10 protein-coding genes are annotated in these 14,954 nt (G+C 69.2%); 6 read left to right on the plus strand and 4 right to left on the minus strand.

Annotation, left to right across the window (positions count from 1 at the left end; all coding sequences use genetic code 11):
* The first annotated feature begins 74 nt into the window (after positions 1 to 74).
* Positions 75 to 1,574, plus strand: a complete 1,500-nt coding sequence (locus AC07O8_RS14945; protein ID WP_495048774.1) for a M48 family metalloprotease — start codon at positions 75 to 77, stop codon at positions 1,572 to 1,574.
* A gap of 296 nt (positions 1,575 to 1,870) precedes the next feature.
* On the opposite strand, the gene AC07O8_RS14950 is transcribed toward AC07O8_RS14945, so the two are convergent.
* Positions 1,871 to 4,540 carry a S9 family peptidase gene (locus tag AC07O8_RS14950; RefSeq protein WP_495048775.1) on the minus strand — a complete coding sequence of 890 codons (2,670 nt, stop codon included), beginning with the start codon at positions 4,538 to 4,540 and terminating at the stop codon, positions 1,871 to 1,873.
* Positions 4,541 to 4,752: 212 nt separating this feature from the next.
* Here AC07O8_RS14950 and AC07O8_RS14955 point away from each other — a divergent pair, with 212 nt between their 5' ends.
* Complete coding sequence (locus AC07O8_RS14955) at positions 4,753 to 5,382, plus strand: hypothetical protein (RefSeq protein ID WP_495048776.1); 630 nt, start codon at positions 4,753 to 4,755, stop codon at positions 5,380 to 5,382.
* A 73-nt stretch (positions 5,383 to 5,455) separates the two neighbouring features.
* Positions 5,456 to 5,749: a hypothetical protein gene (locus AC07O8_RS14960; protein WP_297530648.1), complete on the plus strand. Its 294-nt coding sequence runs from the start codon at positions 5,456 to 5,458 to the stop codon at positions 5,747 to 5,749.
* 74 nt (positions 5,750 to 5,823) lie between these two features.
* On the opposite strand, the gene uvrA is transcribed toward AC07O8_RS14960, so the two are convergent.
* Complete coding sequence (gene uvrA / locus AC07O8_RS14965; protein ID WP_495048777.1) at positions 5,824 to 11,460, minus strand: excinuclease ABC subunit UvrA; 5,637 nt, start codon at positions 11,458 to 11,460, stop codon at positions 5,824 to 5,826.
* Between the two features lie 356 nt (positions 11,461 to 11,816).
* Here uvrA and AC07O8_RS14970 point away from each other — a divergent pair, with 356 nt between their 5' ends.
* From AC07O8_RS14970 to AC07O8_RS14980, 3 genes are all read left to right on the plus strand, one after another.
* A complete protein-coding gene (locus AC07O8_RS14970; RefSeq protein WP_495048778.1) occupies positions 11,817 to 12,356 on the plus strand; it encodes a response regulator in 540 nt (179 codons plus the stop codon).
* Positions 12,357 to 12,547: 191 nt separating this feature from the next.
* Positions 12,548 to 12,760 (plus strand): hypothetical protein, encoded by a 213-nt coding sequence (locus AC07O8_RS14975; protein ID WP_331613202.1) that lies wholly within the window; start codon positions 12,548 to 12,550, stop codon positions 12,758 to 12,760.
* A 1-nt stretch (position 12,761) separates the two neighbouring features.
* Positions 12,762 to 13,025 (plus strand): hypothetical protein, encoded by a 264-nt coding sequence (locus AC07O8_RS14980; RefSeq protein ID WP_495048779.1) that lies wholly within the window; start codon positions 12,762 to 12,764, stop codon positions 13,023 to 13,025.
* Between the two features lie 19 nt (positions 13,026 to 13,044).
* Here AC07O8_RS14980 and AC07O8_RS14985 read toward each other — a convergent pair whose 3' ends face one another.
* The gene (locus AC07O8_RS14985) at positions 13,045 to 13,890 is read right to left on the minus strand and encodes an alpha/beta fold hydrolase (RefSeq protein WP_495048780.1); all 846 of its coding nucleotides are present in this window, start codon (positions 13,888 to 13,890) and stop codon (positions 13,045 to 13,047) included.
* A complete protein-coding gene (locus AC07O8_RS14990; RefSeq protein ID WP_495049101.1) occupies positions 13,887 to 14,954 on the minus strand; it encodes a branched-chain amino acid ABC transporter permease in 1,068 nt (355 codons plus the stop codon). Before AC07O8_RS14990 ends, AC07O8_RS14985 begins: the two co-directional genes overlap by 4 nt.

Below are 14,954 nucleotides of genomic sequence, written 5' to 3' on the forward strand. Positions count from 1 at the left end.
CTGATCGCCAGCGCAGTTGACCTCCAGCCCGGTCGACCGGCCGGGCGCTCGTTCCTCTTTCGCCGCGGATTCCGATGAAGCGCAACTTCCCGTTCGCGGTGCTGGCCACCGCCGCCTTGCTGACGATCGCCGGCTGCGGCACCAACGTCGTCAACCCGGTCACCGGCCGCACCGAGCGCAGTGCGATGAGCCCGCAGCAGGAAGTCGCGACGGGACGTCAGGCGCATCAGGACGTGCTCAAGGAGTACTCGGTCGTCGACGACGCGAAGCTCCAGGCCTACGTGACCGCGCTGGGCAACAGGCTGGCGGCCCAGTCGCACCGGGCGGAACTCGAGTGGCACTTCACCGTGCTCGACAGCCCCGAGGTCAACGCCTTCGCCCTGCCCGGCGGCTATGTCTACGTCACGCGCGGCATCCTCGCGTACATGGAGAACGAAGCCGACCTGGCCGGCGTCATGGGACACGAGATCGGCCACGTCACCGCGCGGCACGGCGCGCAGCGCGCGACGCGTCAGCAGAACGCCGGCATCGGCGTGCTGGCCGCGACGGTGCTGGGCGCTGTCCTCGAATCGCGCGGCGTCAGCGGCGCGACGGACATCGCGGGCCAGGTCTCGCAGAACGCCGCGGCGGGCTATGTCGCCTCCTACAGCCGCGAGCAGGAACTCCAGGCCGACCAGCTCGGCGCCGAGTACCTGGCGCGCAACCGCTACGACCCGAAGCACATGGTCGACGTGATCCAGGTGCTGAAGGACCAGGAGCAGTTCGCCGCCGACCAGGCCAAGGCGCAGGGCAAGCAGCCGCAGACCGGCAACAGCTGGCTGGCCTCGCACCCGAGCAACGAGCAGCGCCTCCAGCGCATCCGCGACGAGGCCGCGCAGCTCACCGGCGGTCAGCCGGTCGACGAGAACCGCGCGGCTTTCCTCCAGGCGATCGACGGCATGGTGTTCGGCGACAGCCCCTCGCAGGGGCTGGTGCGCGGCCAGCAGTTCCTGCATCCGACGCTCGACATCGCGCTCACGGCGCCCGCGGGCTGGGCGCTGCAGAACGGCAGCGAGACGCTGACGGTGATGAGTCCGCAGCGCGATGCGGCGCTCATCCTGCAGCCGGTGCCCGAGAAGGCGGGGACGGTGCACGACGACATCCTGCGCCGCTGGGGCGCCGAGCAGGGTCGCACCGACGCGAAGACGATCAACGGCCTGAAGGCCACGCACTTCAGCGGCGTGCGCAAGAACGCGCAAGGCCAGCGCGGCAACGCCGAGATCACGCTCATCACGAGCGCCAAGGGCGCGGTGTACGCGCTGGTCTACGCCGCGAAGGACGGTCAGTCGCTGCAGGCGCGACGCGCTGCGCTCACGCAGGCCGAAGAGAGCTTCCGCGCGCTGACGACCGACGACAGGAAACTCGCCAAGCCGTGGAAGGTCGCGCTGCGGCCCTACCCGGCCGGCGGCTTCGCCGAGATGGCGAAGACCTCGGTGATCACCGAGGCGCAGCTCAAGCTGCTCAACGGCCGCTATGGCGGCGAAGCGTTGCCGAAGGTGGGCGAGCGCGTGAAGACGGTCGTCGCGGCGCCCTGATCCCCGGATACGACAAGCCCCGCAGTCCTCGGTAGCAAAACCGACGAAGTGCGGGGCTGATGGGGGACGGCAGGTCGCGGGGTTTCGGCCCTTGCGGCCGGGGGAGAGCGGGACCGAGTCCAGTCCAGTGGACTGGACGACGCCCGCGAGCGCTGGAGGGCCGCAGGTCCGACAGCCCTGCGACCTGGCGGCCGACGCTTGTCCTCAGCAGGTGGGCGTCGCCGCAACCACCGCTCCAGTCAGGCGTCGCCGCACTCACCGCTACAGGCGGGCGTCGCCGCCCCACCGTTCCTGCATCACTTCTGCTGCGCCGCCCCCAGGTTCCGCAGCCAGAACTGCTCGTACTTCCGATGCCAGCCCACGGCCTTCACCGCGCCGCCGAGGGCGTGCTCGCCGTCCGGATCCAGGAAGAGTTCCACGAGCCCTTCCTTCCCCGACTCCAGCAGCGCGCGGTACACGTTGACCGTGTCCTGGTAGAGGACGTTGGGATCCTGCATCCCGTGCACCAGCAGCAGCGGCTTCCTGAGGTTCTTCGCCAGCGGCAGCAGCGAATATTTGCGCAGCACGGGCTTGGTCCGGTCGACCTTGCCGATGGTGCGGCCGCTGTACCAGCTGTTGTAGTTCTCCCATTCCGTCGGGCCTGCGCCCGCGATGCCGGCCGCGAACAGGTCGGGCTTGGTGTACATCGTGTACTGAGTCTGGAAGCCGCCGAAGCTCCAGCCGTTCAGGCCGATGCGCGCGCCGTCGACGCCCAGGTTGGCCTTCATGTAGGCGGCCAGGTCCTCGAGGTCTTCGGTTTGCGGCGCGCCGGGCTTCTCCCAGTTGGCATCGGCGAACTTCTCGCCGTAGTTGGAGTGGCCGCGCGGGTCCACCGTCACCGTCACGTAGCCGTGCTTGGCCGCCATGTACATCGCGAAGACGTAGCCGGTCGGCTGGAAGCTGTCGGTCTCCACCGAGTGCCGGTCGTTGAGCGGACCGCCGTAGGTGTAGACGATCGCCGCGCGCTTGTCGCTCGGCGCCCAGCCCAGCGGCTTGAAGACGTAGGCGGGGATGGTGTCGCCGTGGCGGTTCTTGAAGCTGAAGCGCTCCGGACGCAGCACGTCGACCAGTGCCCAGGCGGGGTCGTGGCTCTGCGTCAGCAGCTTGCCCGCCTCCGCGCCGGCCGCGGGAGCCTGGCCCTTCAGCAGCTTGAGTTCGGGACGCTCCGCCCAGTTGCCGGCTACCGCCGCGGCCCATTGGCCGTTGCGGGCGACGACCGCGTTGCGGTGGTAGTCCGGCGAACGGCCCAGCGCCGTCATGCGGCCGTCCTTCAACTCGACGCGCCAGACGTTCATCGCCGCGTAGTCGTCCTTGTTGGCCACGACGAACATCGTCTTCGCGTCCGGCGTGAAGCCCAACACCTGGAAGGCCTCGAACTCGCCCGTCAATAGCGGCTTCACCGAGCGATCGGCGCCGGCCGCCAGGCTCATCGCGTAGGGCTGGCGCCAGCCGTTGTCGGCCAGGATCAGCACCAGCTGCTTCGAGTCCGGCGTGAACGACGGCGTCATCACGTTGACCAGCTCGTGGTGGATAGGCGCGCGACGCTCCAGCACCATCTCCGGCTTCGCGTCGCCCGGCTTGCCGAGGTAGACGCGGAACTGGTCCTTCTCGCGCTCGAAGGTCGTGAACGCGTAGACGCTGCCGTCGCGGGCCCACACGACCGGCGAGATCTCGAACCAGCTGTCGCCGCCCGGATGCGTGAACACCGGCTGCGGCTGGCGCTCCGGCGCGGCGCCCGGGCTCGGCACCTTGCGGATGTAGATCGCCATCGACGGCACGCCGCGCTTGTCGTCGGACACCTCGCGGTCGACCTTCTTCGCGGTCGCCCAGCGGTCGTTGAAATTCATGATCTCGACCTGCCGACCCGGCTTGGGCAGCGGCTTGCCGTCGGCGCCGACCAGCGGCGCGTTGGCGACCAGCGCCATCCAGCGGCCGTCATCGCTCATCGCGGTCTGGGCGATCTTGAACTTGCGGTCCTCGTCGTCCGGATTGAACAGCTCGCGGTTGATCACCTCGATGCCGGCCGTGGCCAGGCGCACGCGCAGCACGCGCGTCTCGTCCTGCACGATCAGGAACTGGTCGTCCGGCGCGTAGGCCACCGGCTTGAGCGTGCGACCGGTGGCGAGCAGCGGCTCGGCGCGCTCGCTGCCCGCCTTCCAGCGCAGCAGCTGGCCGCGGTACGCCAGCACGAGTTCCTCGCCCTTGGACGCCCACACGAACTGCGACACGCCGGGGTACAGGTCCTCGGGCTTGAGTTTCTCGCGCTCGCGCTTCTTCTTCAGCTCGTCGCGGAGCTCCCACAGCGCCATGTCCTTGGGATCCTTGGCCGGCTTCTTCGCCTCCGGCGCCGACGCACCGGACGCAGGGGCCGCGGCGGCCGCCGGCGCATCGCCCCAGGCGGCCTTCTCGGCCGCCTTGCGGGCGTCCTCGCGCGCCTTGCGCTCGGTCAGCTCGACCTTCAGCGCCTCGATGGCCTTGCGCTCCCATTGCTCGAGGTCGACCGCCTCGCCACGCAGGTAGGCGGCCTGCGCCTCCTCGCGCGCCTGACGCTCGACCAGCTCGTCGCGCTTCTGCTGAAGCTTCTTCGCGTAGCGGTCCAGGTTCTCGGGCGTCTCCACCGCGGCCATCTGCGGCGGCGAGGTCAGGCGCAGCGTCTTGCCCGTCTGCGTGTCATGCACGTAGAGGTCGCTGCCCGGCTCGCCGAACGGGTTCCACAGGTAGGCGACGTAACGGCCGCTCGCGCTGAACTTCGCCTCCTTCGCGGACTCGCCGCGATAGGGCTCGGCGCGGAACAGCTGTTCCAGCGTCAGCGGGCGGTTGGTCACAGCCACCGGTGCGGCGGCCGTCTGCGCCAGCGACGCCTCGCTGGTGATCAGCCCCGTCGCCAGGGTCGCCAGCGCCAGGGAAGTCAGGATCCATTGCTTCAATCGTTGCTCCACGTCCCGCAGGGTCGGCGGGGACGCGGGATTCTAGGGACACGGTCAACAACTGCTTACCGCTGCGATGTCCACCGCATCCGTCAAGCGCGCGTTAACTGTCCATACTTTCCCTAGGCTGGCCCTTTCCGGACGCTGCGCCCATGACCTCCGACAGGGGGTGGAACGCCAAGCGGACGACAAGCACCAAAGAGAGGCATTCGATGAAGCACCTGATCCAACGCATCCTCGGCGCCGTGGCGCTGACGGCCGGCGCCCTGAGCGCGCCGGCGGCCTTCGCGGGCGACGTGGGCGTGTCCATCAGCGTCGGGCAGCCGGGCTTCTACGGCCGGATCGACGTGGGCAACGTCCCCCCCGACGTGGTGTACGCGCAGCCGATGGTGATCGAACGCGCCTATGCGCCGGCGCCACCGCTGTACCTGCGCGTGCCCCCGGGCCATTACCGCTCCTGGGCCCGTCATTGCGGCTACTACGGTGCCTGCGGCCGGCAGGTGTACTTCGTGCGGGAGGACTGGTACTCCCGGGCCTACGCACCGGCGTACTACGGCCGTCCGCACGCGCATCCGATGCCGGTGTACGCGCCGCCGCCGCCGCGCTGGGATCCGCCGCGCCGCGATTGGGACGGCCGGCGGGACTGGGACGGCCGCCGCGACTGGCACGACCATCGCGACGACCGTCGCGGCTGGGAAGGCCGTCGCTGGGACGAGCGCCGCGACGACCATCGGGGCGGTGATCGCGGTGGCTGGGATCGCGGCGGTGACCGCGGGGATCGGGGCGACCGCGGGGGCGATCGGGGCGACCACGGCCACGGTCACGGCCGGCATCGCGACTGACAGACGGGCTGCGGGGCCTCGCGTATAGTGGTCGGCTTACACACCAGCAAGGTGTGATTCACAGCGCCGACGTATGTTCGCCAAAGTCCTCGCCGCTCTCGGTCTGCTGACCTGCGTGTTCCTCGCGATCGACATGGCTTTGCCACGCCGGCATCAACTGGCCTGGCGCGGCTGGTTGAAGCGGACCGGACTTCGCATGAGCCAGTTCAGCCTGCGGGGTCGCTTCAATTCCCGCGACCGGCGCCGCGCGGCCCATGATGCGGCGCTCGACGCGATCGCCCGCGCGAAGCACCGCTCGGGCACCTGGGACGGCAACGTCTATCACGGCGACGACTTCGAGCAGCGGCAGCGGCGCAAGCCGCATTGATGCGCCCCACCCTTCGACACCAATGAACACGGCCTCTCGCGAGGCCGTTTTTCACGGCGCGGTGCAGCAGCGCCTCACCGTCTCGCCAGCACCGGCTGCAACGCCTTCCCGGTGTGCGTCCCCTGCTCGACCAGCGTCTCCGGCCGGCCTTGCGCGACCACGAGCCCACCGGCCGAGCCGCCTTCCGGCCCGAGGTCCAGCACCCAGTCCGCCTCCGCGATCACGTCGAGGTCGTGCTCGATGACGACCACGCTGTGTCCGCCGTCCACCAGCCGGTGCAGCACGCGGATCAGCTTCTCGACGTCCGCCATGTGCAGCCCCACCGTCGGCTCGTCCAGCACATACAGCGTGTGCGGCGCCTTCTGGCCGCGGCGCGTGACGTCGTCGCGCACCTTCACCAGCTCGGACACCAGCTTGATCCGCTGTGCCTCGCCGCCCGACAGCGTCGGGCTCGGCTGCCCCAGCGTCAGGTAGCCCAGCCCCACGTCCTGCAACAGCTTCAGCGGGTGCGAGATCGAGGTCATCGCGGCGAAGAACTCCACCGCCTCGTCGACTTCCATCTGCAGCACCTCGCCGATGCTCTTGCCGCGCCAGCTCACCGCCAGCGTCTCGGGATTGAAACGCTGTCCGTGGCACTGGTCGCAGAGCACCTTCACGTCCGGCAGGAAGCTCATCGCGATCGTGCGCATGCCCTGGCCCTCGCAGCCCGGGCAACGGCCTTCGCCGGTGTTGAAGCTGAAGCGGGCCGGCGCGTACCCGCGGGCCTTCGCTTCCAGCGTCTCGGCGAACAGCTTGCGGATCGCGTCCCAGAAACCGATGTAGGTCGCCGGGCAGCTGCGCGGCGTCTTGCCGATCGGCGTCTGATCGACCTCGAGCACCCGGTCCACCTGCGCGTGTCCCGCGATCGCGTCGCAGCCCAGCCACTTCGACGGCGCCCGGCGCAGGGGCACGGCCGCGGCCATGTTGGCCAGCAGCACGTCGCGCGCCAGCGTCGACTTGCCGGACCCCGACACCCCCGTGATCGCCACCAGCCGGTGCAGCGGCACGTCCACCGTCACGCCGCGCAGGTTGTGCAGGGACGCGTTGAGCACCGTCAGCTTCGGCGCGTCCGCCTCCATCACGCGGCGCTCCTTCAGCGGGTGCACCAGCGGTCTCGACAGGAAACGACCCGTGAGCGAATCGGGGTTCTTCGCGATCTCCTCGGCCGTGCCCTCGGCGATCACGCGCCCCCCGCGCTTGCCCGCGCTCGGGCCGATGTCGATGATGTGATCGGCGCGCCGGATCGTGTCCTCGTCGTGCTCGACGACCACCAGCGTGTTGCCCTTGTCGCCCAGCGTCGCCAGCGCCTTCAGCAGGATCTGGTTGTCGCGCGGATGCAAACCGATGGTCGGTTCGTCCAGCACGTAGCAGACGCCCTGCAGGTTGCTGCCGAGCTGCGCCGCCAGCCGGATGCGCTGCGCTTCGCCGCCCGACAGCGTCGGCGCCGCGCGGTCCAGCGTCAGGTAGCCCAGCCCCACTTCCTCCAGGAACTCCAGGCGGCCCTTGATCTCGACGACGACGTCGCGCGCGATCTCCGCGTCGCGGCCGGTCAGGGTCAGGCCGGCAATCCACTCGCGGGCCTCCTTCACGCTCCACGACGCGACCGTCCCGATGGTCTCGTGCTCGAAGCTCACCGCGCGCGCCACCGGATTCAGCCGGGCGCCGTGGCAGTCGGGGCACGGCGCGTCGCTCAGGTCCTCGATCTCGGCCTCCTCCGCGGGGAAGCTCTGTTCGCGGCCGCGGTTGTCCTTGTCCTGCAGCGTGTCGTCGAGCGCCTTGCGCTGCTCGCGCGTCAGCGCCAGGCCCGTGCCGACGCAGGTCGTGCACCAGCCGTGCTTGGAGTTGTAGCTGAACAGCCGCGGATCCAGTTCCGGATAGCTGGTGCCGCACTGCGGGCAGGCGCGCTTCGTCGAGAACACGCGCAGCTCGCCGATGCCGCGCGTCGGCTTGCCGCCGCGCAGCGCGTCGTGCAGGCCGTCCAGCGGCGACAGCACGTGCACCACGCCCTTGCCGTGGTCGAGCGCCTTGGCCAGCAGCTCGCGCAGTTCGGCTTCGGTCTCCGGCGCGATCGTCATGTCGCCGACCGGCAGTTCGATGCTGTGCTCCTTGAAGCGATCCAGGCGCGGCCATGGGCTCGTCGGCAGGAACTCGCCGTCCACGCGCAGGTGCGTGTGGCCGCGCTGCTTGGCCCACTTCGCGAGGTCGGTGTAGACGCCCTTGCGGTTGACCACCAGCGGCGCGAGCAGCCCGATGTGCCGCCCCTTGTAGTCGCGCAGCAGCTGCGCGGCGATGGCCTCCACGCTCTGCGGCTTGACCGGCGTGCCGTCGTTCGCGCAATGCTGGACGCCCAGCTTCACGTAGAGCAGGCGCAGGAAGTGCCAGACCTCGGTCGTCGTCGCGACCGTGCTCTTGCGACCGCCGCGGGACAGGCGCTGCTCGATCGCGACCGTCGGCGGGATGCCCCAGACCGCGTCGACCTCGGGCCGGCCCGCCGGCTGCACGATCGAGCGCGCATAGGCGTTCAGCGATTCCAGGTAGCGGCGCTGCCCCTCGTTGAACAGGATGTCGAAGGCCAGCGTGCTCTTGCCCGAGCCGGACACGCCGGTCACGACGTTGAACTTGCCGCGCGGGATGCTGACGTTGACCGACTTCAGGTTGTGCTCGCGCGCGTTGACGATGCGGATGACCTCGTCTTCCTGGCGGCGCCGGCGCAGCAGCGATTGCAGCGGCTGGCCTTCCGACACCTTCACCGGTGCGCGGTCCATCTCCAGCGCGTACTCGCGCAGCGCCTTCGCGGTGTGCGAGGTCGGGTGGTCCTTCAGATGTTCCGGCGTGCCGGTGGCGACGACCAGGCCGCCGTCCTCGCCGCCCTCGGGGCCGAGGTCGATGACCCAGTCCGACGCGCGGATGACGTCGAGGTTGTGCTCGATCAGGATCAGCGAGTGCCCCGCCGACAGCAGCTTGCGCATCGCGCGCATCAGCTTGGCGATGTCGTCGAAGTGCAGGCCGGTCGTCGGTTCGTCGAACAGGAACAGCGTGCCCTTGGTCGCCGTCGCCTGGCGCGGCTTGGAGGCCGCCTCGGCAAGGTAGCCGGCCAGCTTGAGCCGCTGCGCCTCGCCGCCCGACAGCGTCGGCACCGGCTGCCCCAGCGTCAGGTAGTCGAGCCCGACGTCCGACAGCGGCTGCAGCTTGTTGATCACCTCGCGGTCGTCCTTGAAGATACCCAGGGCCTCGGCCACCGTCAGCTCCAGCACGTCCGACACGCTGAGCTGCCGGCCGGCGCGCTCGAGCTTGACCTCGAGCAGTTCGGCGCGGAAGCGCTTGCCGTCGCAATCGGGGCAGCGCAGGTAGACGTCGGACAGGAACTGCATTTCGACGTGCTCGAAGCCCGATCCGCCGCAGGTCGGGCAGCGGCCGTCGCCGGCGTTGAAGCTGAACATGCCGGCGCCGTAGCTGCGCTCCCTGGCCATGGCCGTGTCGGCGAAGCGCTTGCGGATCTCGTCGAAGACGCCGACGTAGCTCGCCGGGTTCGACCGCGCCGTCTTGCCGATCGGCGACTGGTCCACGAAGACCGCGTCGGCCAGCCAGTCCGCGCCGAGCAGCCGGTCGTGCTGGCCGGGCGTCTCGGTGGCCTGGCCGAACCAGCGCGCCAGCGCGGGATAGAGCACGTCCTGCATCAGCGTGCTCTTGCCCGAGCCGGACACGCCCGTCACCGCGACCATGCGCTGCAACGGGAACTCGACGCTGACGTCCTTGAGGTTGTGCTCGCGCGCGCCTTCGAGGATCAGGCGCGGCGTGCTCTCCTCGACGACGCGCTTGAGGCCCATGCCCACGTGCCTGCGCGCCCCGAGGTAGGCGCCGGTCAAGGTGTCGGCCGAACGGATCTGCTCCGGCGTGCCGTCGAAGACGATCTGCCCTCCGAGTTGGCCCGGTCCCGGGCCCATGTCGATGAGCCGGTCCGCCGCCAGCATCACGGCCGGGTCGTGCTCGACGACGACCAGCGTGTTGCCCGCGTCGCGCAGCCGCTGCATCGCCTCGACGATGCGGTTCATGTCGCGCGGATGCAGGCCGATGCTGGGCTCGTCCAGCACGAACAGCGTGTTGACCAGCGAGGTCCCCAGCGCCGTCGTCAGGTTGATGCGCTGCACCTCGCCGCCGGACAGCGTGCGGCTCTGCCGGTCCAGCGTCAGGTAGCCGATGCCGACGTCGACGAGGTACTTGAGGCGGTTGCGGATCTCGTCGAGCAGCAGCTTGAGCGCTTCGTCGAGCAGCGTGCCCGGCAACTGCAGCTCATCCATGAAGCGCCTGAGCCGGTGGATCGGCAGTTGCATCAGGTCGTGCACCGACAGGCCCGGCAGCGCTTCCAGCTGTTCGCGCGACCACTGGACGCCCGCCGGCATGAACCGCTTGTCCGCCGGCAACGCCGCGTCCGCCAGCGCCTTCGAGCCGACGCGCCACAGCAGGGCCTCGGTCTTGAGCCGCGCGCCGCGGCAGGTCGGGCACTCGGTATAGCTGCGGTACTTGGACAGCAGCACCCGGATGTGCATCTTGTAGGCCTTGCTCTCCAGGTATTCGAAGAACCGGCTCACGCCGTACCACTGCTTGTTCCAGTTGCCGTTCCAGTTCGGGCTGCCGCTGATGACCCAGTCGCGCTGGGCCGGCGTCATCTGGTTCCACGCCGTGTCGCGGGGAATGCCCGCATCGCCGGCGTACTTGAGCATGTCGTCCTGGCTCTCTTTCCAGGCGGGCGTCTGCATCGGCTTGATCGCGCCGCCGCGCAGGGTCTTACGCTCGTCGGGGATCACCAGGCCGAGGTCCACGCCGATGACCCGGCCGAAGCCGCGGCAGGTCTCGCACGCGCCCATCGCCGAGTTGAACGAGAACAGCGCCGGCTGCGGATCGGCGTAGCGGATGTCGCTCTCCGGGCAATGCAGGCCGGTCGAGTAGCGCCACAACGTCGGCTCGACGCCTTCCTCGGCGCTGAGCACGTGCACCGTCAGGCGGCCGCTGCCGCGCTTGAGCGCGAGTTCGATGGCCTCCATCGCGCGCGCCTGCTCGACGCCCTGGATGCGGAAGCGGTCGGCGACGACATCCAGGACCTTGCGCCCGTTGACGACGCGCTCGGACTGCACCCGCGTGAAGCCCGAGGCGGACAGCCATTGCTCGACTTCGCCGGCGCTGACCGACTCGGGCAGCTCGACCGGGAAGGTCAGCACCAGGCGCGGGTCGTCGGTCTTCGTGCGGTCGAGCAGCTCGGCATAGATCGTCTGCGGCGTGTCGTGGCGGACCGGCAACGCGGCCTCGCGGTCGAACAGCGCGGCGCCGCGCGCGAACAGCAGCTTCAGGTGGTCGTTGAGCTCCGTCATCGTGCCGACGGTGGAGCGGCTGGTGCGGACCGGGTTGGTCTGGTCGATCGCGATGGCGGGCGGCACGCCCTCCACCTTGTCGACCGCCGGGCGGTCCATGCGGTCCAGGAACTGGCGGGCGTAGGCGGAGAAGGTCTCCACGTAGCGGCGCTGGCCCTCGGCATACAGCGTGTCGAAGACCAGGCTGGACTTGCCCGACCCGCTGGGCCCGGTCACCACCGTCAGTTCCCCCGTGCGGATGTCCAGGTCGAGGTTCTTGAGGTTGTGCTGCCGGGCGCCCCGGATGCGGATATCGGAATCGGACATGTGGTGTCGGCTCTCGCGCTTCGAAAAAGGCAGTGGGCGATGATTCTAGGGAGCGCCGGACCCTGGATTGGCAGCAGGGACCGAACGACGGGGCGAAGCAGGGGACGACCGTCGCCGTGGCGTCCGCCGCGACACAGTGGTAAGCAAATGCAAGCGGACTGCCGCTCAGGAAGCGTTCGGCTACCTCTTGTCAAGGCCTCCGATTGATGACTTCCGCACACTTGCTAGTCTCCAGGGCGTGCGGCAACAATGGACCCCGTCGTCGCCGAGCAACACCCGCTCCCGGCTCCACCCGAACGGCGGACGATTTTTCAGGGAATACCCGCATCCCGATCGGATCGGGGACGACAAGCGACATGGACAGACACGACGGCCATCCTTTTTCCGAGGTTTCCGAGATCTCCGAGACCGCGCTCGTCTTGATGACGTCGGACGCGTCCGCGAAGCCGGCGCCGCCGTCGACGATGACCGATGCGTCCGTGTCCGGCCAACGCCCGGCCCCCGGCGAGCCCTTCGTGCTGCTGGTCGAGGACAACCCGATCAACCAGGTCGTCGCGCTGGAGTTCCTGGCGCTGATGGGGTTGAAGACCCAGCTCGCGCGCAACGGCCAGGAAGCGCTGGACCTGTGCGAGCAGGCCGCCCCCAGCCTGGTGCTGATGGACATCCAGATGCCGGGCATGGACGGCCTGGAATGCGCGCGCCGGCTGCGGGAGCAGCAGGCCCAGGGCCGGCTGCCGCGTTTCCCGATCCTGGCGCTGACGGCGCACGCGCTGGACAGCGACGTCGCGGACAGCCTGAAGGCCGGCATGGACGAGCACCTGACCAAGCCGCTCGACTTCCTGACGCTGCGCCGCCGGCTGGCGCGCTGGCTGGATCTTCCGCAGCTCAACGACTGACCCCGCAAGAATCGCCCCGAAGAGGGACGAGGCGTCGCCACAACGGGTGATCAGTCGTTATTTCGGGGGTCCTTGATCGCGCGCAAAGCTTCCAGGAATCCCCCGTCGCGGCACTGGCGTTGAGCAGCGCGTGCGTGCTCCACTTTCGATCCGCGCCCGATGTCCGGGTGCGGATCTGAAAGGAATGCTGCATGCCAGTCCCGTTGACCGCCACCTTGACCGATGCCGCCTACGACGACATCCGCTGGGCCGCACGTGAGGATCGTCGCTCTGAGATGGAAGTGATCGACCGCGCGCTCTACACCTACTTCAAGCTGCGCCGCGAGGTCCGGTATGGCCGGATCCTCGGATTCGTCGACGAGGGCCACGAGCATCATCTGAAGACGCAGGTCAACTGGATCTGACATGAGCAGCGAGGACGCGACGTCGAAGGCTGCCCAACTGCTCGACGCCAAGGTGGGAATCCCCGAGTCTCGGGCAGATGCACGCACTCGCCGAATCAAGGACCTGGGTCTCTTCTTTGTGAGCATGCTCATCTTGATGGTGCTCGTCGGTTTCAGCCTGTTCACGCTGCGAGACCAGTGCGTGATCGATGAGAACCGCCAATGGGCGCTTTCCACGCTCACCGCCGTGTTCGGCGGCGTGCTGGGCTGGCTCATCAAGCGATGAGTCCTCGCATGTCGCACGCTCAGCCGTTGTCGAGAAACCGCTGCACGATCGCGAAGTGCTCCGGCACGTTCAGCGCCGGCGCGTGGCCACAGCCGGGAATCGTCACGACCTCCGCCCGCGGACCGCGCACGCGCATGGCGTCGGCCGTCTCCGGCAGCAGAAGATCCGAGGTCTCGCCGCGCAGGCACAGCACCGGCAAGCTCAGCGAGTCCCACTCGGTCCAGCGCTTGTAATCGTCCGGATGGACGAAGAACTGGCGCACCATCGCCGGGTCGTAATGCGGCGTCACGCGCCCGTCGGGCAGCCGACGCACCGAGCTCTCCGTCAGCCGCCGCCACTGCGCGTCGCTCATCCAGCCGTACGGCTGGTAGATCTGGCGGAAGTACTGCTCCAGCGCCGACACCGTGTCGAAGGCCGACGGCGAGCCCGCATAGCTGCGGATGCGCTGGATCGCCGGCTCGGCGAGTTCCGGCCCGATGTCGTTGAGCACCAGCCGACGGATGCGCCCGCGCAGCGAGGTCGCGGCGGCCAGCAGCCCGATCGCGCCACCCATCGAGGTGCCCACCCAGTGGAACGCCTCGAGCCCCAGTTGATCGACGAGCGCCACCGCCAGCTTCACGTAGAACGCGAGGCAGTACTCGTTGTCGGGATCCGGACTCCACTGCGACAGCCCTCTTCCGAGGGTGTCCGGACACACCACGAAGTAGCGGCCCGTCCCCGCCAAGTGGGCCGCCAGCTCGTCCATGTCGCGCCCGGTCCGCGCCAGGCCGTGCCAGGCGATCACCGGCTCGGCGCCCGGATCGCCCCAGGTCTGGCAATGGATCTCGCGCCCTTCACAGCGCAGGTAGTTCGACGTCGACTTCACGATCCCCTCCTCGCCTGCCGCAGGCGCCCGACCAGCCCGTTCGGGAAGTGGTACACCGCCAGCACGAACAGCACCCCCATCCACAGCAGCCAGCGCTCGGGCGCGATCAGCTGCGACAGCACTGGCACACCCTCCACCGCCGAGGCGCCGACGCGCATCAGGTCCTGCAGATAGCTCTGCGCCAGCACGAACAGCGCGCTGCCGATCACCGCGCCGTAGATCGTGCCCATGCCACCGATCACGACGATCAGCAGGATGTCCAGCATGATCTCGAAGGACAGCGAGGTGTCCGGCCCGTTGTAGCGCAGCCAGATCGCCAGCAGCGCGCCGGCCAGGGTCGCGAAGACCGCCGCCAGCAGCGTCGACAGCGTCCGGTAGGTCACCAACCGGTAGCCGATCGCCTCGGCGCGGAAGTCGTTGTCGCGGATGGCCTGCAGCACGCGCCCGAATGGGGAATTGACGATGCGCAGCAGCGCCAGCACCAGCACCACGGTCACGACGAACAGCAGGTAGTAGCTCAGCAGCCGGCCGTCGACGACCACGCCGAGCACGGGTTCCTCGAAGAACTCGGTCGACGGCGAGAGCAGCGCCGGCAAGCGGAAGTTGAGGCCGTCTTCCCCCCCGGTGACGTCGGACAGCTGCGAGGCCAGTCCCTGGAACGCCGCCGCGACGGCCAGCGTGATCATCGCGAAGAAGATCGCCTTCACGCGCAGCGAGAACAGTCCGATGACGAGCGCGAGCAGCAGCGACAGCGCCAGCGCCCCGCCGATGCCGACGGCGAGCGCCGTGAAGCCCGGCGCCATCCGCGAACTCGCGATGGCGACCCCGTAGGCGCCGATGCCGAAGAACATCGTGTGTGCGAAGCTGACGATGCCGGTGTAGCCGAGCAGCAGGTCGTAGCTGCCCACGAGCACGATGAACACGAGGATCTTGGCCGCGACGTTGAGCGCCCGGGTCCCGGGGAACACGAACGGCGCGAGCGCGAGTCCGAACACGACGAGCAGCAGCAGCGCGGCCAGCACGCGGCTGCGGGGCAGGTCGTGTGAAAGAAGACCACGGAGCAG

This window comes from Roseateles sp. GW821-FHT09G09 (assembly GCF_059415965.1).

Bases quoted from the DNA above. Each gene is read 5' to 3' on its own strand.
- AC07O8_RS14975 (WP_331613202.1), top strand. From the start codon at position 12,548: ATGCCAGTCCCGTTGACCGCCACCTTGACCGATGCCGCCTACGACGAC.
- AC07O8_RS14970 (WP_495048778.1), top strand. From the start codon at position 11,817: ATGGACAGACACGACGGCCATCCTTTTTCCGAGGTTTCCGAGATCTCC.
- AC07O8_RS14945 (WP_495048774.1), top strand. From the start codon at position 75: ATGAAGCGCAACTTCCCGTTCGCGGTGCTGGCCACCGCCGCCTTGCTG.
- uvrA (WP_495048777.1), bottom strand. From the start codon at position 11,460: ATGTCCGATTCCGATATCCGCATCCGGGGCGCCCGGCAGCACAACCTC.
- AC07O8_RS14960 (WP_297530648.1), top strand. From the start codon at position 5,456: ATGTTCGCCAAAGTCCTCGCCGCTCTCGGTCTGCTGACCTGCGTGTTC.
- AC07O8_RS14980 (WP_495048779.1), top strand. From the start codon at position 12,762: ATGAGCAGCGAGGACGCGACGTCGAAGGCTGCCCAACTGCTCGACGCC.
- AC07O8_RS14955 (WP_495048776.1), top strand. From the start codon at position 4,753: ATGAAGCACCTGATCCAACGCATCCTCGGCGCCGTGGCGCTGACGGCC.